29 protein-coding genes are annotated in these 23,269 nt (G+C 71.0%); 18 read left to right on the top strand and 11 right to left on the bottom strand.

The window, feature by feature from the left end:
- Positions 1-264 precede the first annotated feature (264 nt).
- The 4 genes from ACIQV3_RS39670 (at position 265) to ACIQV3_RS39685 (ending at position 6,239) form a co-directional block, all read left to right on the top strand.
- Entirely contained in the window at positions 265-489 is a 225-nt protein-coding gene (locus ACIQV3_RS39670; protein ID WP_403721992.1) for a hypothetical protein, read from the top strand.
- Between the two features lie 215 nt (positions 490-704).
- Positions 705-1,178 (top strand): hypothetical protein, encoded by a 474-nt coding sequence (locus tag ACIQV3_RS39675; protein WP_403721994.1) that lies wholly within the window; start codon positions 705-707, stop codon positions 1,176-1,178.
- Positions 1,179-1,180: 2 nt separating this feature from the next.
- Positions 1,181-5,005 carry a hypothetical protein gene (locus ACIQV3_RS39680; RefSeq protein WP_403721996.1) on the top strand — a complete coding sequence of 1,275 codons (3,825 nt, stop codon included), beginning with the start codon at positions 1,181-1,183 and terminating at the stop codon, positions 5,003-5,005.
- 28 nt (positions 5,006-5,033) lie between these two features.
- Entirely contained in the window at positions 5,034-6,239 is a 1,206-nt protein-coding gene (locus tag ACIQV3_RS39685; protein ID WP_403721998.1) for a tetratricopeptide repeat protein, read from the top strand.
- Between the two features lie 240 nt (positions 6,240-6,479).
- Here the strand turns inward: ACIQV3_RS39685 and ACIQV3_RS39690 are convergent, their stop codons facing one another.
- Positions 6,480-7,118 (bottom strand): hypothetical protein, encoded by a 639-nt coding sequence (locus ACIQV3_RS39690; protein WP_403722000.1) that lies wholly within the window; start codon positions 7,116-7,118, stop codon positions 6,480-6,482.
- A 248-nt stretch (positions 7,119-7,366) separates the two neighbouring features.
- Here ACIQV3_RS39690 and ACIQV3_RS39695 point away from each other — a divergent pair, with 248 nt between their 5' ends.
- Positions 7,367-7,489 carry a hypothetical protein gene (locus ACIQV3_RS39695; protein ID WP_403722003.1) on the top strand — a complete coding sequence of 41 codons (123 nt, stop codon included), beginning with the start codon at positions 7,367-7,369 and terminating at the stop codon, positions 7,487-7,489.
- A gap of 453 nt (positions 7,490-7,942) precedes the next feature.
- On the opposite strand, the gene ACIQV3_RS39700 is transcribed toward ACIQV3_RS39695, so the two are convergent.
- Both ACIQV3_RS39700 and ACIQV3_RS39705 read right to left on the bottom strand, forming a co-directional pair.
- Entirely contained in the window at positions 7,943-8,590 is a 648-nt protein-coding gene (locus ACIQV3_RS39700; RefSeq protein ID WP_403722004.1) for a fasciclin domain-containing protein, read from the bottom strand.
- 96 nt (positions 8,591-8,686) lie between these two features.
- Entirely contained in the window at positions 8,687-10,270 is a 1,584-nt protein-coding gene (locus tag ACIQV3_RS39705) for a molybdopterin-dependent oxidoreductase (protein ID WP_403722008.1), read from the bottom strand.
- Between the two features lie 382 nt (positions 10,271-10,652).
- On the opposite strand from ACIQV3_RS39705, the gene sigK reads away from it, so the two are divergent.
- From sigK to ACIQV3_RS39725, 4 genes are all read left to right on the top strand, one after another.
- Positions 10,653-11,237 carry an ECF RNA polymerase sigma factor SigK gene (gene sigK, locus ACIQV3_RS39710; RefSeq protein WP_403722010.1) on the top strand — a complete coding sequence of 195 codons (585 nt, stop codon included), beginning with the start codon at positions 10,653-10,655 and terminating at the stop codon, positions 11,235-11,237.
- On the top strand, positions 11,234-11,980 hold the full coding sequence (locus ACIQV3_RS39715) for an anti-sigma factor domain-containing protein (protein WP_403722011.1): 747 nt from the start codon (positions 11,234-11,236) through the stop codon (positions 11,978-11,980). The genes sigK and ACIQV3_RS39715 overlap by 4 nt, the downstream gene beginning before the upstream one ends.
- Before the next feature lie 240 nt (positions 11,981-12,220).
- Complete coding sequence (locus ACIQV3_RS39720) at positions 12,221-12,703, top strand: hypothetical protein (RefSeq protein WP_403722013.1); 483 nt, start codon at positions 12,221-12,223, stop codon at positions 12,701-12,703.
- A gap of 51 nt (positions 12,704-12,754) precedes the next feature.
- Entirely contained in the window at positions 12,755-13,264 is a 510-nt protein-coding gene (locus ACIQV3_RS39725; protein ID WP_403722015.1) for a hypothetical protein, read from the top strand.
- Between the two features lie 126 nt (positions 13,265-13,390).
- Here ACIQV3_RS39725 and ACIQV3_RS39730 read toward each other — a convergent pair whose 3' ends face one another.
- From ACIQV3_RS39730 to ACIQV3_RS39740, 3 genes are all read right to left on the bottom strand, one after another.
- Complete coding sequence (locus tag ACIQV3_RS39730; RefSeq protein WP_243330765.1) at positions 13,391-13,579, bottom strand: DUF6381 family protein; 189 nt, start codon at positions 13,577-13,579, stop codon at positions 13,391-13,393.
- 142 nt (positions 13,580-13,721) lie between these two features.
- Entirely contained in the window at positions 13,722-13,889 is a 168-nt protein-coding gene (locus ACIQV3_RS39735) for a hypothetical protein (RefSeq protein WP_403722018.1), read from the bottom strand.
- A gap of 167 nt (positions 13,890-14,056) precedes the next feature.
- Complete coding sequence (locus tag ACIQV3_RS39740; protein ID WP_257559112.1) at positions 14,057-14,248, bottom strand: DUF1059 domain-containing protein; 192 nt, start codon at positions 14,246-14,248, stop codon at positions 14,057-14,059.
- 851 nt (positions 14,249-15,099) lie between these two features.
- Between ACIQV3_RS39740 and ACIQV3_RS39745 the strand changes: the two genes are divergently transcribed.
- Together ACIQV3_RS39745 and ACIQV3_RS39750 are read left to right on the top strand one after the other, a co-directional pair.
- Complete coding sequence (locus ACIQV3_RS39745; RefSeq protein WP_403722021.1) at positions 15,100-15,306, top strand: hypothetical protein; 207 nt, start codon at positions 15,100-15,102, stop codon at positions 15,304-15,306.
- 407 nt (positions 15,307-15,713) lie between these two features.
- Positions 15,714-16,133, top strand: a complete 420-nt coding sequence (locus ACIQV3_RS39750) for an ATP-binding protein (protein ID WP_403722023.1) — start codon at positions 15,714-15,716, stop codon at positions 16,131-16,133.
- A gap of 139 nt (positions 16,134-16,272) precedes the next feature.
- On the opposite strand, the gene ACIQV3_RS39755 is transcribed toward ACIQV3_RS39750, so the two are convergent.
- The 3 genes from ACIQV3_RS39755 to ACIQV3_RS39765 are packed head-to-tail and all read right to left on the bottom strand — an operon-like array spanning position 16,273 to position 17,938.
- Positions 16,273-16,626, bottom strand: a complete 354-nt coding sequence (locus ACIQV3_RS39755) for a hypothetical protein (protein ID WP_403722026.1) — start codon at positions 16,624-16,626, stop codon at positions 16,273-16,275.
- The gene (locus tag ACIQV3_RS39760; protein WP_403722028.1) at positions 16,623-17,309 is read right to left on the bottom strand and encodes a hypothetical protein; all 687 of its coding nucleotides are present in this window, start codon (positions 17,307-17,309) and stop codon (positions 16,623-16,625) included. The genes ACIQV3_RS39755 and ACIQV3_RS39760 overlap by 4 nt, the downstream gene beginning before the upstream one ends.
- Positions 17,300-17,938, bottom strand: a complete 639-nt coding sequence (locus ACIQV3_RS39765) for an RNA polymerase sigma factor (protein WP_403722030.1) — start codon at positions 17,936-17,938, stop codon at positions 17,300-17,302. The genes ACIQV3_RS39760 and ACIQV3_RS39765 overlap by 10 nt, the downstream gene beginning before the upstream one ends.
- 244 nt (positions 17,939-18,182) lie before the next feature.
- On the opposite strand from ACIQV3_RS39765, the gene ACIQV3_RS39770 reads away from it, so the two are divergent.
- From ACIQV3_RS39770 to ACIQV3_RS39795, 6 genes are all read left to right on the top strand, one after another.
- Positions 18,183-18,680: an Asp23/Gls24 family envelope stress response protein gene (locus ACIQV3_RS39770; RefSeq protein WP_403722032.1), complete on the top strand. Its 498-nt coding sequence runs from the start codon at positions 18,183-18,185 to the stop codon at positions 18,678-18,680.
- Positions 18,681-18,721: 41 nt separating this feature from the next.
- On the top strand, positions 18,722-18,901 hold the full coding sequence (locus ACIQV3_RS39775) for a hypothetical protein (RefSeq protein WP_403722034.1): 180 nt from the start codon (positions 18,722-18,724) through the stop codon (positions 18,899-18,901).
- Between the two features lie 101 nt (positions 18,902-19,002).
- Positions 19,003-19,320: a hypothetical protein gene (locus ACIQV3_RS39780; RefSeq protein ID WP_403722037.1), complete on the top strand. Its 318-nt coding sequence runs from the start codon at positions 19,003-19,005 to the stop codon at positions 19,318-19,320.
- Positions 19,321-19,357: 37 nt separating this feature from the next.
- Positions 19,358-20,047 (top strand): DUF6286 domain-containing protein, encoded by a 690-nt coding sequence (locus ACIQV3_RS39785; protein ID WP_403722040.1) that lies wholly within the window; start codon positions 19,358-19,360, stop codon positions 20,045-20,047.
- A gap of 52 nt (positions 20,048-20,099) precedes the next feature.
- Complete coding sequence (amaP, locus tag ACIQV3_RS39790) at positions 20,100-20,702, top strand: alkaline shock response membrane anchor protein AmaP (protein ID WP_403722041.1); 603 nt, start codon at positions 20,100-20,102, stop codon at positions 20,700-20,702.
- Positions 20,703-20,818: 116 nt separating this feature from the next.
- Positions 20,819-21,292, top strand: coding sequence for a VOC family protein (locus tag ACIQV3_RS39795; protein ID WP_403722044.1), 474 nt, complete (start codon positions 20,819-20,821; stop codon positions 21,290-21,292).
- A gap of 22 nt (positions 21,293-21,314) precedes the next feature.
- Here ACIQV3_RS39795 and ACIQV3_RS39800 read toward each other — a convergent pair whose 3' ends face one another.
- A complete protein-coding gene (locus ACIQV3_RS39800; RefSeq protein WP_403722047.1) occupies positions 21,315-21,782 on the bottom strand; it encodes a nuclear transport factor 2 family protein in 468 nt (155 codons plus the stop codon).
- A gap of 813 nt (positions 21,783-22,595) precedes the next feature.
- On the opposite strand from ACIQV3_RS39800, the gene ACIQV3_RS39805 reads away from it, so the two are divergent.
- Entirely contained in the window at positions 22,596-22,844 is a 249-nt protein-coding gene (locus ACIQV3_RS39805; protein WP_403722050.1) for a hypothetical protein, read from the top strand.
- Between the two features lie 10 nt (positions 22,845-22,854).
- Here ACIQV3_RS39805 and ACIQV3_RS39810 read toward each other — a convergent pair whose 3' ends face one another.
- A complete protein-coding gene (locus tag ACIQV3_RS39810) occupies positions 22,855-23,058 on the bottom strand; it encodes a hypothetical protein (RefSeq protein ID WP_403722053.1) in 204 nt (67 codons plus the stop codon).
- Positions 23,059-23,269 lie beyond the last annotated feature (211 nt).

Here is a 23,269-nt window from a genome sequence, read left to right on the forward strand (position 1 = left end):
ACGTTGAGCTTCATGATTCTCCTGCTCCGAGGTCTCTTCCACGCCAGTCCGGCGCGCGTGATTACACGTGTAATCACGATACCTGCCGAGGACGGAAACAGCATCGGTCGTCCGGGACTTTCGTACGTCTCGCCCGGCAGTGAAACGGTGATGCTCATGAGGGCACGGCCGTGGCAGGCAGGTGGGGGCGGGAACGGACGTGGGGTTGGGGTCGGCGCACCGCGCCGTCTCCGGTGCAACATGCGAGCCGTGAGGGGCCACCTCTTGGCTCTGCACCGCGGCGCGGAGTGCCTGGGACTGCGGGTCCTGGTCGTCGGCTGGCAGCCCCAGCCCCAGCAGCTCCTGGCCGACGTCGCCGGCATCCGCGGACCCGGCTCGGCCACCGGGGAGCGGTACGCGCTGGCGGGCTTTCGCCGGCTGATCGAGGAGCGGGCGCAGCGCGCACGCGACCTCTCGGATTTCGGTGTCGGATGGCTGTCCGGCGTCTAGGGACTGTGGCCGGCCCCCGGATTCACTACTGTGCCCGATGTGGACGCTCACGCCGGCATCGACGGCGTCACGAAGGCCCTGACCGAGGCCTCGCCGGAACGCCCGGCGGCCTTCCGCGGCTGAGCACGTGCCCTGCCCGCCCGGCTAACCTGGTGCCAGGACAGGGGAGTTCGGCATCACGGGGGCTGCCCGCGGCACGGGACTTAGGAGGACGGATGCTGGCTGAGTCACTGACGGCGCTCGCCGGCGCGGGCGCCACCGCGCTGATCGGAGCCATGGCCACCGACGTGTGGCAGGGGGCCCGCGGCGGGGTCGTCCGGCTTTTCGGGCGGGGCGGCGAGGCCCGCGGGGCGGCGATCGGCGCGCAGCTCGACGAGGACGCCGACCTCGTCGTCCGCGCCGAACCGGCCGGGGCGGACGAGATCCGGGCGGAGCTGCTGCCGGTGTGGCGCCGGCGGCTGCTCCTGCTGCTGGAAGAACACCCCGACTCCGAGGGCGAACTGCGCGAGCTGGTCGCCCGCGTGCAGAACGGCCTGCCGGCCGGGCGGCAGGTGTGGACGCAGTCGAACACCGCCCGCGACCACGGCACCCTCTTCGCCGTCCAGGGCGGCAGCCTCCACTACCACCAGGCGACCGGAGGGCGGGTGCCACCGCCCGCCGACGAGGACGGCGCGGACGGGACCGGCTGACCGTGCACCTCCCCGACGAGGTCCACCAAGAGGTTCGCGCCGTCGCCGGTTTCGCCTACGGCGCGGTCGGCGCCGACATCCACGTCTTCGGCGACGGGACCCCCGTCTACCTGCTGTACGCGCGCGACACCCACGGCGCCGCGGACGCCCTGCGGCGGGACTCCGCCTGGCTGCGCGCCCAGCCCAGCCGGATGCTCGACGCCCGCAGCGAGGTCGTGGAGTTCTCCGGTCGCGAAGCCGAGCTGGCCCGGCTGCGGGAGTGGCGCGTGCAGCCCGCACGGTCGGCCGCACGCTGGCTGCACGGACCCGGCGGCTCGGGCAAGTCCCGCCTCGCCGCCCGCTTCGCCACCGAATGCGCCGACGCCGGCTGGCTCGTGGTCGACGCCGTACACGGCACGGACACCTACCCGCCCGCCCGGGGCAGCCAGGACCTGCGCACCGCCCACCGCGCCGGGGTGCTGGTACTCGTCGACTACGCCGACCGTTGGCCGGACGCCCATCTCAGATGGCTGTTCCACAACGGCCTGCTCCTCGGAGACCTCCCCGCGCGGATCCTCCTCATCGCCCGCTCGGTGCGGCCCTGGCCTGCTCTGCGGGCGCAGCTGAGCCGACAGGGGCGCGCGACCGATCTCTCCGACCAGCCGGTGGAACCGCTCTCCGGCCAACAGGGCGAGCGCAGCAGGATGTTCGAGGCCGCCCGCCGCGGCTTCGCCGCCCACTACCCGGACCCCGCCGCCCTCACTGACCTGCGCCCTGCGTACCAGGACCTCGCCCGCCCCGACTTCGGCCTCACCCTCGCCGTCCACATGGCCGCGCTCACCGCCGTCGACGCCCGGGCCTGCGGCCGGGAACCGCCCGGCGACCTCGTTGGGATGACCGCGTACCTGCTGGACCGCGAACACGAGAACTGGCGCCGGGCGGGCGAGCACGACGGCGGCGGCACCGGGGAAGACGGCGGCGCGGGCGCCGAGGGCGACGACCGCCGCGCCCTCGACCTCGCGCGCACCGTCTTCACCGCTGTCCTCACCGGCCCGATGCGCCGTGACACCGCCCGCCCGCTCCTGGACCGGCTCCTGCTGCGCACCCCCGCGGACCGGGCCCTGACCGCCCACGCAGTCCACTACCCGCCCACCGACCCCGCGGCCGCCCACGTACTCGAACCGCTGCTCCCCGACCGTCTCGCCGAGGACTACCTGGCCCTCACCCTCCCCGGCAGCCCCGTCACCGGCTACCCGACCGACCTGTGGTCCGTCACCGCGACCACCCGCATCCTGCGGCGCGACGGAGGGGCCGCGCCCGCCTGGACCCCGCGCGCCCTCACCTTCCTCATCGCCGCGGCCGAACGCTGGCCGCACATCGGCCCCGCCGTGCTCTTCCCGCTGCTGCGCCGCGACCCCGCCCTCGCCGTCCGGGGCGGCGACGCGGTGCTGACCTCGATCGCCACCCTCGACTCCGTGGACCTCGACGTGCTGGAGGCCATCGAACCGCTGCTGCCCGCGGGCGACGTACGGGTGGAGGGCGGGGCTGCGGAGCTGGCCCTGCGGCTCACCACCCATCGCCTCGGACACGCGGTGGACGGCATGGAACGGGCCCGGCTCTCCATGAAGCTGGTTTTCGCCCACCTCACGACGGGTCGCCGGAGCGAGGCGCTCGCACACATGGAGGAGGCCGTACGACTCACCCGGGAGGCCGCCGAGGCGGACCCGGCGCACCGGTCCGCGTACGGCGACGCCCTCCTCAACCTCGGCAACCTCTTCATCGAGGAGATCGCCGCCGAGGACCGGATCGACCTCCTTCAGGAGGTGATCGGGCTGAAGAGGGACGGCGCAGCGCGGGGCGACGAATGCGGCCCCGAGCCGACCGCCCTCGCCGCGCTGGCCCAGGCGCACACCCGGCTGGCCTTCGCGCTCTGGGAGACCGGGGCCCCGGAGCAGGCGCACGCGGCCGTGGTGGAGGCGGAACGCCTCTTCGAGGAGGTGCTGGACCGCGACTTCCTCCTCTGGTGGTCCCTCTCCTCGGAGGTGAACCGCCTGGAGATGGTGAACGGCTTCCTGCTGGCGAAGTCCGGACGCCCGGAGGAGGCGGCCGAGGGCGCCGGGGCGGTGGTGGCGCACGTACGCCAGATGACGGACCTCAATCCCGCGCGGTTCGGCGACGACCTGGCCGCCGGCCTGGGCATCCAGAGCGTGCACCTGTGGAATGCGGGGCGGCACGCTGAATCCGTCGACGCGCTCCTGGAGGCGCTCCACCTCTACCGCCAGCTTGCCGACGTCCGTGCCGACTACCGGGACGTCCTCGCCGCCCGGCTCGACGACGCGGCGGCCAAGCTCATCGCGTTGGGCCGGCACACCGAGGCCGTCGCGATCGTCGAGGAGAGCCTCGCCCTGCACCGGGAGCGCCTCGCCCTCGATCCGGACACCGCCGCAACCGCCGAAGCCGAAGGCCGTGCCATCGGCCGTGCGCTGCTTTACCTGCGGGAGCGGCGCGGCGCCGACCGCCTGCCCTGGGGCACGCCGGCGGAGATCGACGAGGCGGCCGCGCAGCTCGTAGGGGCCGCCGACCCCGCGGGGCTGTGGGACCTCATGCGCAGGATCCCGGTCACCGACGCGATCCGGATCGCCCACCGCCACCCGCCCGAGTACTGGGCCCCGCCCGAGGGCGACCCCGGCCGCCGCCTGGCCGCCCGGCTGGCCTCGCGGCGCCACCGGCCGCAGGCCGCCGAGCGCGCCGCCCGGGCCGCCGCCGGGCGGGCGGTGTGGCGCCTGCCCCACCGCGACGGCCTCGTGGCACCGGACCGCGTTTCCTTCGCCCCGGCGGCGTCGGTCATGACCCGGGAGACGTACCACCCGGCCAAAGAACGACCCGGCGACGAGCACGCCACCCGCATCGACGTGTACGACCTCGCCTCCCGCTCCCGCCTCTGGTCCGCCGACCATCTCAGGGTCGGCACCGACGCTGTCACCTGCCTGGGGCCCGACGCGGTCCTCGCGCTGCGCGCGGACCTATGGCTGGCTCCCGACCTCGTCCTGTACCGGCCGGGCCGGGCGGAGGTCCTGGCGAGCGGCCCGGACCTCCTCATGGGGGCCCGGACCTTCGCCACCGCCCGCGGGTTCGTCGTCCTCCTGCGGAGCGCGCCCGTGGCCCTGCTCGGCGCGGTGGGGCGACCGCTGGAGCGGATCGACCTGCGGGACCTGGGGCTGGAACGCTGCACCGTCCACGCAGTCGACCCCTCCGGGGAGCGCCTCCTGCTGGCCGGCGACCGCCGCGTGATCCTCACCGACGCGGGCCTGAAGCCGCTGACCGCCCGCGGCTGGTGGAAGGTGCCCGAGCAGCACGGCACGGTGGAGGCCGCCGCCTTCCTCTCACCCGACGAGTTCGTGACCGCCGCGTCGACCGGCGGTGTCTACTTCTTCCAACAGGAGTCCGACCAGACCATGGTGACCGCCTGGAACTCCTCCGGACGCCGCCTGAAGCACCTGTTCGCGGTCCCGGGGTGGCGCGTCGTCGGCGGGTGGGCCCGGGACGAGGAGACGCCGTACTTCCACGACGCCGTGGACCTCTCCCCGGTGCCGCAGCCGCGCCCGCTCGCCGGGCCGTCCCGCGGCGCCCCGCACCTGGTGACCGCCGCACCCGGCGGCCGCTACGTGGTCCACGGCTCCGCCGTGCACGACTTGGGCGCCCCGCCGTCCTTCGCCGGCCGCCCGCTCGCCTCGCTGACCGGGGCCGACCGGGCGGCCCTGAGCGCCTACCTCGACAGCGGGCGGGCGCCGTACGCCGCGATCCGGGAACTGCTGGAGCTCGTACGGGACCTCGGGTCCTCCATGTGACCGCCACCGACCGAGGAGAGTGACCGCGATGTTCCGACGGAAGCGGGCCAAGGGCACCCCCGAGAAGCCGGAGAAAGCGGAGATCCCGCAGCACCCGGAGAACCCGCCGCCGGAGCCCGCGGCTCCGGCGGATCCGCTCGACCTGCGGCTGCACGAGCCCGACGACGCACCGGTCCACCTCAGCATGGACGCCACCCTGCGGATGGGCGACGAACTCGCGGAGGCGGAGCGGCGGTTGGGGCCGGCCCACGAGGACGTCCTGCAGCTGCGCCACAACTACGCGTTCTTCCTGTGCATCTGGTCCGCCGCGGCCCCGCCCGGGGACACGTACATGCTGGACCGGGCGATCCCCCTGCTGCTGGAGAACCTGACCTACCAGTCGGCGACCCTGGGCCCGCACGCCCGCGACACCCTGCTCACCCTCCACGGCATCGGATCCGCCCACCTGTCGGCGGGCCGCCCCGCCGAGGCCGTCCCGTACCTCGAACAAGCCCTGGAGGGCACCGGGCTGAGCCCCGACCGCGACACGGAGGAGAGCCTCACCTGGCGCGAGAAGCTGTCGGACGCCTACGCGGAGGCAGGCAGCGCCGACCGCGCGATCGCCCTGCTGGAGGAGACCGTGGCCGGCAGCAGGCGCCTCCTACCGCCGGGCGGGGAGCGGCTGGAGGCCCGCAAGCAGAAGCTGTTCATGGCCTACCGTGCGGCGGGCCAGCTGCCCGAGGCCATCGCACTGTGCCGGGAGATCGTCGCCGACAAGGAGCGGTTCTACGGCCCCGGCCACCTCGACACCTACATCTGGCTGGACAACCTGGCGCACGTCCACCACGACGCCAGGGACCTCGACGCGGCCGTCGCCTGCTACGAACGGGTCATCGGCGGCTTCGAGCGCATCCACGGAGCCGACAGCGAAGAGATCGCCTACCGCTACCACAACCTCGCCATCGCCCACCTGGAAGCCGGCCGTCCGGAGCGGGCCCTGCCGTACCTGAAAGCTGCCCTCGCTGCGCGCGAGTACGCCCTGGGGCCGGACCACGTGGGGACGCTGGACGCGCTGATCGGCCTCATCTCGGGCTACAACCAGGCCAGGCGGATCGACGAGGCGATCGCGGCTACCGAGCGGCTGATTACCGACCTGCTGCGCATCGGCGGCCCCGCGCACCCCAAGCTCCCCGAAGTGCGCACCTACCTCGACCGGCTGAGGCAGGCCCTCGCCGAGGACCGGCCGGCCGGCTAGGAGGCCCCCCGCGAGGAAGACGCGGATGTCGGACGGGCGGTGTGCGACCCCGATGGAGGTGCCGTCGTAGCGGACCCGGTGCCAACCCTGAGCGTCCGGCGGGTAGACGATCAGCTTGGCGGACATGCGCACAGCCTCCGCTCCGGCTGCTCCGCGAGCACCCGGCCACTTCCGAACGGGTGATGCCCCGGTCTGCGGCGGCAAGGCCCGGGCGTCGTCCACGAGTGTGAGCGGCAGGGGTCACAGCAGGCCGATGCCGTGCAGGGCGCGGCGGTCGCCGGACATCGCGTAGCGGCGGGCGGCCAGGCCGTGTTCGAGGGGCTCGCCGATCTGGGCGCACAGCAGCGTCAGGATGTCCGTGGCCTGCTCGTCGGACATGTAGGAGGGGGCGACTTCGAGCATCAGCTCCCCCATCGCGTACGTGCCAGCGACGAGCTTGTCGACGACGGCACGCATCTCGGCGACGACCGGGTCCGCCGACGGCTCGGCGGGCTGCGGGGGCGGGGCGGTGCGTATGTCGCGGACGGCTTGGCGGACCACGGCGCGCACCGTAGGCTCATCAAGGGCCGTCAGGCCGCTGTCGGCGAGTGTGGCGAGTCGGCGGGTGATCAGCTCCGAGAGGTCGCTGCTGCGGCCGAAGACGGCGATCAGGGCCCGCTGGGACAGCCCGTAGTCGAGCGCGGCCGCGGCGTCCATGCTGGTGTCTCGCGTGCGAGACACCTCGGTGCCGGCCGCGACGGCGCCGTGGATGGCGGCCAGGGCGCGGGCGACGTCGAGGAGCCGGTACGCCTGCGCGCGGCTCAGGCCGAACTCCGTGCCGATATGGACGGCGTCCGGCGCTCCGTGGCGGTGCTCGCCGCCCGGGTCCGCGACGCGCACGCCGCCCGCGTCTGGGTACCGTTCCGTTACGCCTCGTGGGAGTCGTACTGACCTCGCCGTCGGGCAGCGTCACCTGGACCGGAGGAAGTGCTCCGGCCCGGGGTGAGTGGGGGGGCGGCGGGGTCGCGAGGTGCTGGACGACCTGCCATGAGCCATGTATTCGCTCAAGTGTTCTAAGGTTGGCAAACGTGGCAGTCTCGTTGCCGACTGCCGGACGGCAACCGGCCGGGGTGCCCGCGTGATGCTGCATGTCGGGGGAATGGCGGGTCCGCGGAGTGGTCCTGACCCCGCCCTTCGAGCCGATGCTCGCCCAGGCCGCCGACCACGTCGCCGGCTCCGGCGTCCTGGCGAGCGGCTTCGCGGCGGAGTAGAAGTTATGGACAGGGTTTGCGGAGGGTCTGTTGTCCACAGACTCAGCGGTGAAGAAACAGACCGCTCGCAGGCGCGAGGTCCATGGCGATCCAGAAGCAGAGTCATAGCGAAGGCGACCTGCGCCGGATGAACGGCAGCGAGTTCCCGACCGCCGCCCTTGCCGCTCTGACCTTTCCGGTGTGCATGGAAGTCCGTGGAACACGGAGTGGGCCGCCGGGTCGACTCCTGGAGCCCGCAGTGCCGGGATACCACGGGTGCGTCGCGTGTTCGAGATGGGCGCGGGCCGTACGGGGCGTCCGTGTGGCCGCTGCTGTACCCAGGTCTACGCGGCCGCGACGTACCCCACCCACCGCCGAATCCTGTCGGGAGCAGAGCACGTGGGACACGACTGTGGGCCGGTCCCCGTGAGGGGGCCGGCCCATCCGTCATCGCCCAGCGTCGCGCCTTGGTGATTACTTCGGCATGAGGACGGTGTCGACGATGTAGACGTTGGCGTTGGCTGTCTTGACGTTGCCGCAGACGACGGTCGAGGCGTCGTTGACCTTGTAGGACTCGCCCGAGCCGCTGGTGGTGAGCTTGGTCTTCTCCAGGGTGTCGAAGGAGCCGCTCTCCAGCTGCTTCGGGGTGAGCTTCTCGCCGACGACGTGGTAGGTGAGGATCTTGGTAAGTGTGGCCTTGTCGGCGAGGACCTTGTCCAGGTCGGCCTTCGGGATCTTGGCGAAGGCGTCGTTGGTCGGGGCGAAGACGGTGATGTCCTTGGCGTTGTTGAGAGTGTCGACCAGGCCGGCCTGCTTGACGGCGGTGACCAGCGTGGACAGGGCCGGGTTGTTGGAGGCGGCGGTGGCGACCGGGTCCTTGGCCATGCCGTCGAAGGAGCCCGCGCCGTCGGCGGGGACGCCCGAACAGGCCGGGCCGAACGGCTTGTCCATCGCCATCGAAGCATCCGGCGTAGCCGGCTGGGAGGCGGCGGGAGCTTCGCTGCTCTTGTCAGAGGAGGCCGAGTCACTCCCGGAGTCGGAGCAGGCGGCAAGGGCGAAGGGCAGGACGGCCGCCGTGGCGACGGCGAGAGCGGTACGACGGAAACGCAGGGTGTTCGACATGATCAAAATCTCCTGTTGTGTTCTCAGAAATACGCAAAGGGTGAGATCCGCGGCTGGGGCCGCGGCGAAAAGCCTTGGTCGTTACCGGCCGGTGGTTTACGTGGTGACGAAGACGCTGTGCCAGCCGCTGGCGCCGTCGGGGATGGTCCTTGTGCGTTCTTCGGTCTGGACCTGGCCGGTGCCGTCAGTGGCACGGACGGTGAGGTTGTGGCCGCCCGGTGTCGGCTTCCAGGGGAAGGACCACTGGCGCCAGGTGTCCTTGTTCGCCTGGGGGGCGAGGTCGGCGGTCTGCCAGGGTCCGTCGTCGACCCGGACTTCGACGCGGTCGATGCCGCGGTGCTGGGCCCAGGCGACGCCGGCCACCGTCACCAGATCGCCCGTGGGCCGGCCAAAGGGCTTGGGGGTGTCGATGCGGGCCTGCGTCTTGATGGGCGCCTTGCGGGCCCACTTGCGCTTGACCCAGTACGGGTCGTAGGAATCGAAGGTGGTGAGCTCGATCTCCTGGATCCACTTGCAGGCCGAAACGTACCCGTAGAGACCGGGGACGAGCATGCGGACGGGGAAGCCGTGGTCGAAGGGCAGGGGTTCGCCGTTCATCCCGACGGCCAGGATCGCGTCGCGGCCGTCCATCACGTCTTCGACCGGTGAGCCGAGCGTCATGCCGTCGACCGAACGGGCGACCAGCTGGTCGGCCTTGCCGCCCTGGGACGGTGCCTTGACACCGCACTCCTTGAGCAGGTCGTCCAGGCGTACTCCGAGCCAGCGGGCGTGGCCGATGTAGGGGCCGCCGACCTCGTTGGAGACGCAGGTCAAGGTGATGTCCCGCTCGATGAGGGGCCGGTTCAGGAGTTCCTGGAAGGTGTAGGTGCGCGGGCGGGTGACGCCCTTGCCGCGGATGCGAAGCCTCCAGGTGTCCGCGTCTACCTTGGGGACGACGAGCGCGGTGTCGACGCGGTAGAAGTCCTTGTTCGGGGTGGTGAAGGCGCTGATCCCCTCCACCTTGAGCTGCGCTCCCGCCGGGAGCGCGGGGGCGGCGGAGGCGGGTGCGGGCAGGGTGATCGCGGCCCTGGAGGCGGTGGCGCCCTGGCCGCTCTTGCCGATGAGGGCGCGCCCCACGGCTCCGGCGCCGGTTGCGGCGACTGCGGTGACGGAGGCCGCGGTCAGGAAGCCCCGCCTCGACCAGCCACCACCGACGACCTCCGTACCGGCGTGTGAGCTGCTGGAGTTCAGTTTCCCGGCCAGGAGGTAGAGGACGGCGGCGCCCGCGAGCGCACCGGCCACTGAGGGCAGGGCGTCCGCGACCCCTTGGGTGTCGGGCCTGCTCAGTGCGGCGGCCGCGCCGATCACACCGAAGATCAGGACACCCGCGGCGCCTGCCCGCCGGTAGCGCAGGGAGACGATGCCGAGGATGACTCCGAGGAGGCCGAGGACGGCGAGGATGCCGAGCTGGAGAACGACCTTGTCGTTCTCACCGAACGTGCGGATCGCGAAGTCCTTGACCGCGGCCGGTGTCCGGTCGATGGCGGCGCCGCCCACGACGGTCACCGGCCCGGCCTGCGGCCGGATCAGGGAGGCCACGAGCTCGGCCACCGCCAGCGCCGTGTACCCGGCCAGCAGGCCGGACACGGCGCCCAGTGCGCTGCGGGCTAGGGACTTGCGGAAGGTGCTCACAACCGCCATTCGCTGTGGTCCGTCCGGCGGATTGGTCGCTTCTACGTTCAACTGGTTTTCCGCGCCTGGGCGGGCGCGGCGGATAGGGGTGTCGGCCAAGCTGCCCGCACCGGTCTGTCTGCCTCACTACCGCTCGTCGAGCTGTGGGTCGGTCGGCGCCGGGATCACTCGAAGGGATGACAACCCAGGTGCGGGGTAGCTGCTCAGGGCAATCCGCACATATGCCCGCTCCGAAGAAGCGGTAAGACAGCGGAGGAACATGGCCGGCCCCTGAGGGGCCGGACCTTCTCGCGGCGAAAGAGCTGTTGATGACATCGAGGCATGAAGGCGGGTGCGGCCCGTGCACGGCCGTTCCGCAGCACGGCACTTGGCGGCACGGGGCAGGACGCCGATGACCCAGCCCCAGCGATCCCGCGGCCACGATCCCGTCGGCCAGCAGCTGCAAGAGGTGATGGGGCGGGTGAGCCAGGGCGACAAGGACGCCTTCTCCGTTCTCTACGACGCGGTCGCCGCCACCGTCTTCGGGATCGCCGTCAAAGTCGTCCGGGACCGGGCCCAATCGGAGGAGGTGGCACAGGAGGTGATGATCGACGTATGGCGTCAGGCCGCCCGCTACCGCCCCGAACAGGGAACCGTCATGACCTGGGTGGCGACCATCGCCCACCGACGGGCTGTGGACCGCGTCCGGTCCGCCCAGGCAGCCGCCAACCGTGAACACTCCACGGGCGTACGCGACCAGATGCGGCCCTTCGACCAAGTCGCCGAGGAGGTCGAGACCCGGCTGGACAGCGAGCAGGTACGGCGCTGTCTGCGCGGTCTGACCGAGCTCCAGCGCCGGGCGGTGACCCTGGCCTACTACGGGGGACTGACCTACCGCGAGGTCGCAGAAGAACTGCGGTCCCCGCTTCCGACCATCAAGACCCGAATGCGCGACGGACTGATCCGGCTGCGCGACTGCATGGGGGTGACCACATGAAACACGAAGCAGAACTGCACACCCTCACCGGTGCGTACGCACTCGACGCGCTCACCGGTGAGGAACTCCGCGCGTTCACCGCGCACCTTGAACACTGCGAAGGCTGTCACCAAGAGGTCGGCGAGTTCGCTGCCACGGCGGCACGTCTGGCCGCAGCAGTGAGCCTGCTCGTACCCGTCGCGATGCGACAGGTCGTCCTCGATCGAATCGACGGCGTCCGGCAGTTGCCGGCGCGCGCCCCACTCCTCCCGTCCGTCCGCCTCACCACACGTCTCACCCGCAGGGCCGGGGCGTTCGTGGTCGCGGCCAGCATCGTCGCCGCGGCCGGGTTCGGCGGTGTCGCCCTCTGGCAGCACCAGCAGACGGAACAGGCCCGCACGCAGGCCCAGCGCGCCGGCCAGCAGGTCCAGGACATGACCGCTGTGATGGCTTCCCCCGACGCCCGGACGACCCGTGGACGCACCGGTACCGGGGCCCTGGCCTCAGTCGTGACCTCTGCCCGCCTGAACCAGGCCGTTTTCCTCGCCTCAGGGCTCCCCAAGGCGCCCGCAGGACGGACCTACCAGCTGTGGTTCGACGACCACGGCACCATGCGCCCCGCCGGCCTCATCCCCGGCGACGGCTCCGTCCTCATGCAAGGAGACCCCGGCCAGGCCCTCGCCGTCGGCCTCACCCTCGAACCTGCAGGCGGCTCCGCCCAGCCCACCACCAGCCCCCTGGTCCTCCTCTCCCTTCCCGCCTGACCGGGACAGCGGGCAGCAGGGGCTGGCAACGCGTACGCGGCGCACCGGGCCCCTCTCTGTCAGCCTTGGGTGAGACGTCCCGCTTTGTCGGGTTAGCCTGAGAGGGCCCGATAGGAGTTCCACCCCTCATGACCAGCACCAAGCCGTCCGCGTCCGATCCGGCTCCGAAGCCGAAGCGCCGCAGTTTCAGTCCGGAGTACAAGCTGCGGATCGTGGCCGAGTACGACGCCGCGCCCAAGAATGGCCCGGCGCCGGCACCTTCGGGAGCAGTTCGGGCCCGAATACGAGCGCACGGTCGAGGCGGGGCAGAGCCGCGGAGCGGCCGAGCGCGACCTCAAGGAGAGGGAGGAGCGGCACGAGGCGCTCGAGATCAGGCCGCTTCCTTCCGCTGTCCGAGACCGGTACGCCCGGGACTGGGCCAGCGTGCAGGAGCACTTCGTCGACAGCCCCGACCGGGCCGTGGGTGAAGCGGACCGCCTCGTGACCACGCTCATGAGCGAGCGCGGCTACCCGACCGAGAATTTCGAGCAACAGAAGCGGGACCTCTCGGTCGAACACTCCCGGACCCTGGACCACTACCGCATCGCCCATGAGGTCAAGGGGCGGGCCGGGGGAAGGGACACCACGACTGAAGAACTGCGGGGCGCCATGGTCCACTACCGGGCGCTTTTCGAAGAACTACTGAAAGACGACACAGCTTCGCCGGATGAAGAACGCCGCTGAGTGCCCGACAGCCGCAAGCGGCCGTTCGCCACCGCATGGAGGTGAAGGGACATGCAGAGAGAAGGACCATACGGGCGCGACGACGAGTACGCCGAGCCCGCCGGAGAGACGCTGTCCACCGAGGACATCGCCCGGCCCCAGACAGACACATCGCGACAGACGGCAGACGATGACCTGGCGGCGGCCCCCGACGACGAGGGGGCAGCACCCCGGACCAGAATCACGGACGAGGCCGGAAACGAGCCCGAGCCCGTAGCTGACGACCCGGACGAGTCCGAGCAGGAGCCCGATACCGCCCCGCTTCTAGGAACCCAGGAGGCTGAAGAGCTCCGTACCAGGTGGCAGGAGATCCAGCAGGGGTTCGTCGACGACCCCAAGCAGTCGGTGCTCGCGGCAGACGGGCTCGTCGCCGAAGTCATGCAGCTGCTCGCCACCACATTCGCCGACCACAAGCAGGGACTCGAAGGCCAATGGCACCGCGGCGAGGAGGTCGCCACCGAGGACCTGCGCCTCGCCCTGCGCCAATACCGGTCCTTCTTCGACCGCCTGCTCAGCACCTGACCACCGGCCGGGACCGCGACGAGTACCGTCCGCTGTGGGCGCTGGACGCAAAACACCGGCCGATGTCTCCCTCGCGCAGATGAGGATCGCGCGGGAGGCCACCGGCCGGTACATGCCGCAGGGCGGTCACATGGGGTCGATGCCCTCGCTGCCCCGCTCGCTCTCCTTCTTGCTCTGCTCCTCGATCCGGCGGGCCTTTTCCTTCAGCCGCTGACGCTCCGCCGGGTCCGTGGCACGCTCCGCGGCCTGCTCGATCTTCTTGACCTGGTCACGCATCTGCTGGGCACGGCTGCCGGACTCGCCTGCAACGCTCATGATCACTCCTGAAATCTGGGGAGAGGGACGCCACCAGCCAAACAGCACCCCCACGCCCGCGCATCCCGAACGGTCACCCACCGCTATCCCCGCAGCACAGGCCAGGCACAGAAGGTCACCCGGCCGCCGGAGCGCACCCTTCTCAGCGGCGTCGGCGACGTCCGGAGCGCCGCCCGTGCATGCCCAGGTACACCAAGGCCGCCACGAAGACCAGGATGCCGATGACCAGCAGATAGAGCGTGCCTTCGGCGACAGCGCCGATGATGCCCAGCACCATCGCCACGATGACCAAGATCAAGAAGACCCTCACGACGTGGACACCTCCTCGGGCGAGTGGGGGCTCAGAAGCCTTTGGAGAGCCACGCAGCACGCAGGGCGGGTGAGGCCACTTTCCCAGGCCGGAATACCGACGCTCCGCCCCGTACCGGTCGATACGGTTGTCGCCCTGACGCGGCCGCGTCAGGGCGCAGGGTCCGGTCAGGCGTGCTGCGGCACCTCGTCCTTCAGCATGGTCCGCAGCGTGGCGCGGAACTCCGGCGTGTCGACCTCACTGTGCACGGACACGGAGTGTTCGGTGGCCGCCCGGACCACTTCCTCTTCCTCGCCCGCGATGGTCAGGGTGCATTTGGCTTCACTGGGGTAGTCCCTGCAGTCGATGACCTTACGCATGGTGTTGCCTCCTGGGTTGGTGTGCGGCTGCCGACGTCGCCGTCCGAGCGGCGCCCGGGCGGAAGGGCGGAGGCAGGTGCGTACGGGATCTCCTTCCACGATCCCCCCTCTTCGGCCCGATACGAAAGCCGCGCAGCCCGGAGGGGCTGAAACCGCGTGTATGGCACAACGGACGGGAGGGTCTCCGCGAGATCTTCCGACACACGGACTCGCCGCCCTGACCGGCGGACCAGCCGGACCTCCCTGCCCCGCCTGCACGCCCGACGGACAGGACCCCAACCACCGCCTCACAGGTGCCAGCGGCGCGACCGCGACCGATCCCACCGATCACGGCCAGCTGACCGCTTGCCCGATAGTGACCCGCGCTCCTAGCCGCCCCACCTCTGGGAGCGGTGTCCCTGGAAGGCAGCCGAAGGAGCTACGGCTTGTATCCGCTTCGATCACAGAGGCACCCGACCGGAGGGTGTCCACGGCGTCAGAAGAATCGTTTTGACGTTCGTGACGGACGATCAGCCAAAGACCTCCAGCCATGGCGCCGAGCAGGGCAGCGGCAAGCGCAGAGCCGATCCCCGTATTCCACGGCAGGCTCAGCCCGGGCCTTCCCGCCCACCCGTGCACGCTGGCACCGCGGAGCGCCGGGATGAAGCCACGCCCCTGTACACGCAGCTCGCCGAAGAGTGGGCCGCCCGCGGCGCCGCCGTCCCCTGCCTCCCCGACCCGGCCTGGCAGCGCCTTACATCCCTCGAACACCTCATGCAGGAGATCGAAACCACCCTGCGCCAGCTCCACCTCGCAGGAAGCCCCCGCCGTGCTGATGGCCCAGTCCACGCCGGTCAGCGGTGGAAGCAAACATGATCCACCCGTCGCTGGTGTGCCGGGGCTGCTCCGGCACCCTGTACGCCCTCTCCACCGCCCACCCCGCATCCGTGCGCACCTGGGAAGTCGACCATGACAGCACCCCCACATCCTGCCCCCTGGAGCCCGTTCTGCCTCTGACCGGCGAAGGCGCACACATCCATCAGCTCACCCACGCCGACCACGTCCTCGCGTCAGCCTGACCCCACGCACTCGTGATTGGCCGGCCCGCCTGCACGATCGCCCGTCCGCATCTCCCCATCCCCCGGAGCTGAACAGGCCCATCCTGCGTGCGCTACAACACCCCGCGCCGCGCCCGCGGCCGCGAGCCGCCCGATGTGTCGGCTGCCTGCCCTGGAGCGCTCAGGCGCCCTGCTCGGCGCTGTGCGGCATCTCGTTTCGTACCGCTTCGCAATGGTTTCTTTCCATCTCGGCGAGAATGGAAATCCTACTGGTGCGGGATCGCATATCTGCCGTGGTCGCAGCAGATTTGATGCATCGCGGGGTGCGTGTGTGACCGCATGGCGGCGTTACCGACGCGGTAATCCGGGCAGGTGCTTCCACGGAGGCAGCACCAGGCAGTGGATGATCAGAGACCGGGGTGAGCCTGATGAACCAGACGACCAGCAGCACAGTGACTGGCCTTCCCGCCGCGACCGTTGTGGTTTCCCGAGCCCTCCCGGCGGCTATCGCGGGAGCCCGCGATGTCGCCCGTGCTTTCCTGGACTCGCTCCAGCTGGCCGTGGGCCCGGACACAGCGGACTCGGTCGTGCTGGTCGTCTCCGAACTGGTCACCAACGCCCTTCGGCATGCAGGCGGCGCATGCGTACTGCAGCTGACCGCCCACCCGGACACCATCGAAGTCGCTGTCCGTGACTCCTGCCCACGTGCACCACGCATGCGCGCCCCCGACCTGAACGGCGGGACCGGAGGTTTCGGCTGGCCGATGGTGGACCGGCTGACCCGCAACACCACGGTCACGCCCGACGAGACGGGGGGCAAGTTCGTGCGGGCCTTCCTGCCCCGGTAGCCGTCGACAGCTGGAACTCTGCCGCGTTTTGCGCGTTCGGCGGCTGCGCAGAGGTCAATCGCGTTGGCCGTACTCCCCGTGGCGAGGGACGACGGAATCCTCTGCTGTCCGGCGATTTTCCGCCCGGCCCCAGGTGCGCTTATATCGTGCGGGTGACGGTCACCTGGACGCTGACGGGTTCGGGTGCGCCGTGTTGGGCGAGGTGTGCGGTAACAGCAGTGTGGACCTGGTCGCGTACCTGCCGGGCGACGTCCAGGACTCGGTGGTGTGAGTGCACCATGCAGCGGACTTCTATGTCCCATCCGTGGCCCTCAGGTGTGCGCTCGGCTCGGATACCGGCGGGGAGGGAGGTGGCTCCCGCGGCGTGTTGGGGCCGCGAGGCTACGGCGGCCAGGCGGTCGGCGAGTCCGGGATGCAGCGCTGCCAGGCCGGGAACCGCGAGGGCTGCCTGGGCGGCGGCCTGTTGAATGTCGTGGTGGCTGGTGGAGGTCATTGTTGTCCACTCCGCTCTGAGAGCGCCTCGCCGGCCACGTCGGCTGGGGCGAGCACGGCGTCGATCTTCAGGTCGACGCTGGTGACGGCCAGGCCCAGCTGGTGTTGCGCGGCGTGGAGGACGGCTCGGCGTACCTGGGCGGCCCGCGCGGGCAGCGGCTGGTCGAGGGCGGCTGCCAGGGTCATGGTGACGTGGATTGCAGTGCCGTCGCCGGTAGCGGTCAGGTGGCAGCTTGCGGCGCGGGCCCCGGGGATGGTGTCCGCAGCCTGGCGCAGGACTTTCGCGGCGGCGCTCTCCGCGATCCGCAGGTCGTGGGCGGGGTCGTCCAGGGTCAGCATCGTGCCGAGGCGTACCTCTGCGCGGACCGCGCTGATCACCCGGTCGGCGAGGCTGTGACCGCTGGGCCGTTCCTTTTGGAGCAGGGCCTGGGTGGCGTGGTCCAGGGCTGCCAGTCCTTCGACGGCCTGCCGGCAGTACGGGCAGGTAGCCGTGTGCGCCGGCTCTGCCGTGGTGCCGGCGTCGCGGGCCTGCTCCCAGGCGCGGCTGAGCGGACGTCCGCAGGGCAGCAGCTCGTCGCCGGCGAGCCGCTGCGCTTCAGGGAACGTGCGGGCGTCGGCCGCCTGCGCGGTGTCGTCGTGCGTCGGCTGGCTGTCAGGCTTCGGGGGCGGGGGATCTAGCGCCATGGGCCCATCGCCTCCTTCAGGGCGTGGCGCGCGCGAAAGAGCCTCCCGCGCACCGTCTGCTCGCTTGTTCCCGTCACGTGGGCGATCTCCTCGTAGTGCATGCCGTGCAGTTCTCGCAGGACCCAGCAGACCCGCTGGTCAGGGTGGAGCTCACCGAGGGCCTGGGCCAGGGCGGTGGCCGCCGCGTCCGTCTCGGCGGCGCGCGGCGGTGAGCTGCCCTCGTCATGGGCGGCGGGCTCGGGAATGGCGTCCAGGGGTAGGGCGCGGTGGCGGCTGCGCAAGGTGGTGAGGCAGCGGTTGGTGGCGATGCGGTACATCCAGGTGCCGAACGCGGCGTCGTGGCGGAACTCCGGCAGCTGGCGCCAGGCGCTGAGAAAGGCGTCCTGGACGGCGTCCTCGGCGTCCGCCCGGTTGCCGAGCAGATGGTGGGCGAGCGCGAGCAGCGGGCTGCTGTGCCGGTGGACCAGGACGGCGAATGCGTCGTCGTCCCCCTCGCCGGCCCGTACGGCGAGCAGCCTGTCTGCCAGGCCGGTGCGGCTGTCCCGGACCTGCACATCCGGCGGCGGGCCCGGCCCGCTGTGCGGGCGGGCGCCAGCAGGTCGGCGGGTGGATCCGGTGCGGTCGCTCATCCAGCGCTCGCTTTCTTGCCGGGGAACGAGGAATCCCAGGTACGGGCCTCTCCACCCCTGGTCACCGATCCAACGTTGCGTCGCGTGTCCCTTTTAGGCGTATATCCCTCTCAAAGATCAATAAGCACTCTCAACGGTGTGCACATACCGGATACCGAAGAGGCGTGAGGATCTCGGCCGGGGTGCGTCCGATCCATTGACGGGCACCGCACCGGCGCCCGCACCGACGCCCTGGGAGTTCCTCATGTCGGACACCGTCAGCCGCCCCACCGGCTCTTCCGCCGGTGAGAGCCAGCCGGACACACTCGGCAAGACGCTGAAGAGCCGCAGTACCAGCGCAACCGCGCCCGAGACGCGGGGGCGGACCACCATCGCCGACAGCGTGGTGGAGAAGATCGCCGGGATAGCCGCCCGCGAGGTGCCGGGCATCCATAGCCTCGGCGCCGGAATGGCTCGGACCTTCGGGGCCGTCCGCGACCGGGTCCCCGGCGGACGCCCCAGCGTGACCCGCGGAGTGAAGGTCGAGGTCGGCGAGCGCCAGAGCGCCGTGGACCTGGACGTGGTCGTCGAGTACGGCGTGTCCATTGTGGACGTCGCCGGCGACGTCCGCGTCAACGTTATCTCGGCCGTGGAACGCATGACCGGCCTCGAGGTCGTCGAGGTGAACATCACCGTCGACGACGTCCACCTGCCCAGCGAGGAGGAAGACGAACAGGAGGACACCGAGGGCCGCGTGCAGTGACCCCCGCCACCGCTGATCGACAAAGAATCGGGTGAGTTGGAATGAGCAGAGCAACGGTGGGCCTGATAGCGGGTATGGCTCTGGGCTTCGCCGCCTACTTCGGCGGATTCTGGGCCTTCCTGCTCGTGGCGGCCCTGGGCGCGGTGGGCTGGGTCGTCGGCAGCATCCTGCAGGGTGACCTCGACGTCTCCGGCCTCGTCCGTCCCCGGGAGAGGCGATGACCAGGCGGCCGGCTGCTTCCGCCCTCCATCCGGACCGCCCGCCCTCGGGACCAGCGCACCCGCCCCGTACGCCCGTACCGGCGGCCGAGCGCGGTGCCACCGTGATCCCCGACAAGGTGGTGGCCCGCATCGCGGCCCGCGCCGCGCGTGAAGCACTGATGGGGCAGGTGGGCGAACCGCCCGGACACCTGGGACTGACCGCCCCCCGATGCTCGGCCGCGGTCAGTGCCGGCGCGGCTCGGCTGGGCCTTTCCCTGGAGCTGCCCTACCCGATCGACATAGCCCGCAGCTGCCGCGAGATGCAGCACCACGTCGGCCGGCGGGTGACCCAACTGACGGGTCTGCGTGTCACCGAGGTCACCCTGACCATCGACCGCCTGGTGCACCCCGGCGGCCTTGAGCGCAGACGAGTGCAATGAACGGACCCGACGCACCCCACCGGGAAGGAGAGCAGGCATGACACCGGACCGAGAACCCCCCGCCGGCCCGGGCCCGTCTCCCGCGCCGCGATCGGCCACCCCGCTCACGGTGACGATGCTGGCCAGACAACCGGCCGATGCCGCACAGCCCCAGCACAACAGCACGGCGGACGGCTCCGCGCGCCCCACGCGTCGGCTGTGGTCCGCACGCCGCATACCCGCCGCGCTGACCGCCCTCGCCATCATGGCCGGCGCCGCGGTCCTGCTGTTCGACATCTCCGCGGTACGAGCCGGACGCAACGCCGCCGCCTGGCGCACCCGACTCGCCCACGAACTGGCCACCCGCCCCCTCGACGACACCTGGATACTCGCCGGAGCCGCCCTCACCGCCGCCCTCGGCCTCTGCCTGATCATCCTGGCGCTCACCCCCGGGCTGCGCCACCAGCTGCCCCTCAACACTCCCGCCGGCCGGAACCCGGTACACGCCGTACTGGACCGCGATGCCGCCGCCCTCCAGCTGCGCGACGCAGCCATGCGCGTCCCCGGCGTCAGCCGGGCCAGGATCCGGGTACGCCGCCACCGCATCACAGCCCGCGCCGACGTACGCTTCCGCGACCTGGCCCAGGTCAAAGACGAACTCACCGCCGCTCTGCACGAGCAACGCGATTCGCTCGCCCTCGCCCGCCCTCCCCGGCTTATCATCCGCGCACGCCAGAGCCGCAGCTGACACCCAGCACCCGCCCGTTCGCAGCCGAGACCCATGGAAGGAGAGGAAAGCGATGAAGAGGCAATCGGCGGTCAACCGGAGCCTGCTGGCGCTGACCGGCCTCGTCCTGCTGGGCGGGGGCCTGCTGATCCTCGCCGGCGGCCTGGACGTCTACCGTCGCTGGGATCTGACACCACCGCCCGGCTGGCCACTGGCCACCCCACACACCGTCTTGCTCAGCACAGCGGACCGCACCCGCTGGACCGACAACGGCTGGTGGTGGCCGGCTGTCATCGCCGCCCTGACCGTCATCGTCCTGCTCGCCCTGTGGTGGCTACTGAGCCAACTGCGCGCGCCCCGCCACGGCCGCATGCTGGTGGGAAGTCCCCCCGCTGACGGTGTGGAACTGCGTCACGATGCCCTCAGTGACGCCCTCGCCGCCGATGCCCGGCAACTGCCCGGCGTCCAACAGGCCCGAGCCCAGATGACCGGCCCGCCCACCCACCCCCAGGCCCGCATCACCCTCACACTCAGCCCTGACAGCGCACCCGGCCCCGTTCTGGAAGCCCTGAGCCAAGGCCCCCTGGAACGCGCCCGCCAGTCCACCGGATGGAACCAACTTCCCACCCAGGTAAGACTGCAGGTCAGCCGGCACAAGCCGCACCGCGCCGAATAGCGAAACCACCGGCCGTAAACCGTGCGGACCGTGATGGTTGACCTAACGGTCTCACCCGGCTCCCGCTTCTCGTGCCTGCCCCCGCGACGGAGGCGCCTGGTCCTCGGCATCCTGCGATGGTGGCCACGCACGGCAGGCTGGAAGGCAAGCACCATTCAGTACGGGCCGAGCCGCTCGGAGCGGTCTCGGCTCCCTGCCCGGAGGAGCACGGCATGGCGATCGAAGGGGTAACCCCCTACCTGAGGTACGAGGACGAGGACGCGGCTCTCGAGTGGATGGAGCGGGTTCTCGGCTTTACCGACGCGGTCCGCTGGCGCGACGATTCAGGGCGGACGTTCGAGGCCGACATCCACGCGGGTGCGACGAAGATCGGAGTCAGCGGCGGCGGGGTGAGCGACGAAGGCAGGAACGCTCTGTTCATCGTGCACGTGGACGACGTCGACGCGCATTTCGAGCTGGTCCGGGCCGCATCGGGCAGGGAGCTGGAGGCTCCGGTGGATCAGCCGTACGGGCCGCGGACCTTCACGATCACCGACCCCTGGGGGTATCAGTGGAGCTTCTGGCAGGGCGAGGCCACACCACCCCAGTGATTGCCGGTGCGCCCCTGCGGTTTCACCGGGCCGTCGACGTCGCCGCCGCCGACTCCGGTGCCGCCGCCGTGATGTGGCTCAGCAGGCACAGCCAGCGGCCGTCCCGCTTCACGAACACATCCGACGTCCACTCGTCGGCGTCGAACCGCCGGCCCCCGTAATGGGCGGTGTTGGTCATCCGCACGCTGAAAACCGCTGTATCGCCGTGCACCCGGACCCGGGGCCTGCTGACGAGGTCCATAGCCGAGTGGGTCAGCTGCCCGGAGGCGACGAACGCGAGGAACTCGTCCCTGGAGGCGATGCCGGACTCCGAGACGATGGCCCAGTCGTCGGTCATGAAGCTTGCTATCCGTGCCGCGTCGTTGGAGACGATGGCCGCGGCCCAGGCCTCAGCGACGGCCGTGAGGCCCGCGTCTACCGTGCCGTCGTGGCCGTCCTGAGCCGCTTCGACCGCCGTGCCGGTCGGGTCTCCACTGGGGTTCTCGGGCATGACCCGATTTTAGGCCTGTCACGAACCGCTGTCGCGCCCCCAGAGGCCGGGAGGGCCGCGATCATCCACGAGCGGCTGGCCACGGAGTACGGGTTCACCGGCAACTACCAGCGCGTCAAGCTCTACGTCCAGGAAGCCCGCCAAACGAAGCGACCGCAGCCGCTCAGCAAGCGCCTCAGTGAGCCCCCGAGCAACAAGAACGGGGAGACAAGTTCCCGAACCCGACCAGCTGAGACACCTCCACGATCACGGCGGAGAACATCGCTGCATAGATCGAGACCGCGATCAGCACTACTACGAGCGAACGATCAGACAGGTGTCCTGTCGCGGCGTAGGTAGCGGGTGACGTAATCAACGTCACAGCGAGGCAGCGGTTCGTTGTCAACGCGCGGCCAGCCGCAGCCCGGAGGTGACTGCGACCGGCGCGGCCGTCTCGTCACGGCTCCCGCCGACGGGGAAAATTCGGTGGGTGACAGCTGAGCTGAGAACAGAGACTGTCGTGTGCCCGTACTGCGCGGCAGGCCCGGCCGACGGCCGGGCGCGCACGATCGCCGCGGCCGGGCGCCGCCTGACGGTGACGTGGCATGTGCTGTCCTGCCCGCACTACGCGGCCGATCGCGTCCTGGCGGGGGAAGAAGACTGAGCCTGGGTGGCCCTGTTCGCCTGCGGCGCGTTTGAGCGGGTGGCCTGACCCCCGTGCAGGCTCCCGTCCGGCCTCCCGGTACGGCGGGCCGGACGTGATCGTAGCGCGGACCTTACTGCCGTCTTAACGAGGGCCGTGACCTGTGCCGAGTGTGCTGCGTTGGGGATGACATGACGGCTGTGCCGGGCACCCCGGCGGGCGTTGGGCCGGGCGAGCCGGCCGGACCGGCCGGACTTGACCCCGCCACGGCCGGTCCGGCGGGTATGGATCCCCGTGCCCGCGAAGCAATCGAGCACATCGTGCAGGCGGTCCGTGACGGCGACGACGCCCACATCCGTACCCTGCTGGCCGATCTGGCCGCCCTCGCGGACATTGCGGCCCTGCTGTACCTGCGCGAGCGGCTGTACCCGCCGCGGTGAGGTGCGACGCTCACGCGCGGCGGAACAGGTCGTCGGCGCTCACCGGGAGCCGGCAGCCCCACGACAGACCCGGACGGCGCGGCACTTCCCGGCCCTGGGCGAGCCACTGCCGCTCCACGGCGTCGTAGATCGGCGCATCGCCCGCCTGCCAGAACTCCTCCGCCAGGCGGACGAATCCGGTCCCCACGGGAGGCGAAACGGTTTTCTGCTCCATGTCCCGGTCCAACGAACCCGGTCGGGCGACGTGGCGGGACGTGACCGTTCCGTCATGAACCCGATGCCCTCAACGACGGAGTCCCGGGCAGTGACGACGACCCCGCCGCCGGGCGAGGGACCCTGTTGGCCAATTCGATCGGGGTTCTTCGCCTGTCGCTATGCGGCGGGGCGAAGGGCTGCCAAGGGGCTGACTCGCGTACTCGCGTGTG

This window comes from Streptomyces sp. NPDC099050 (assembly GCF_044759865.1).
In the GTDB taxonomy this organism is placed as follows: Bacteria; Actinomycetota; Actinomycetes; order Streptomycetales; family Streptomycetaceae; genus Streptomyces.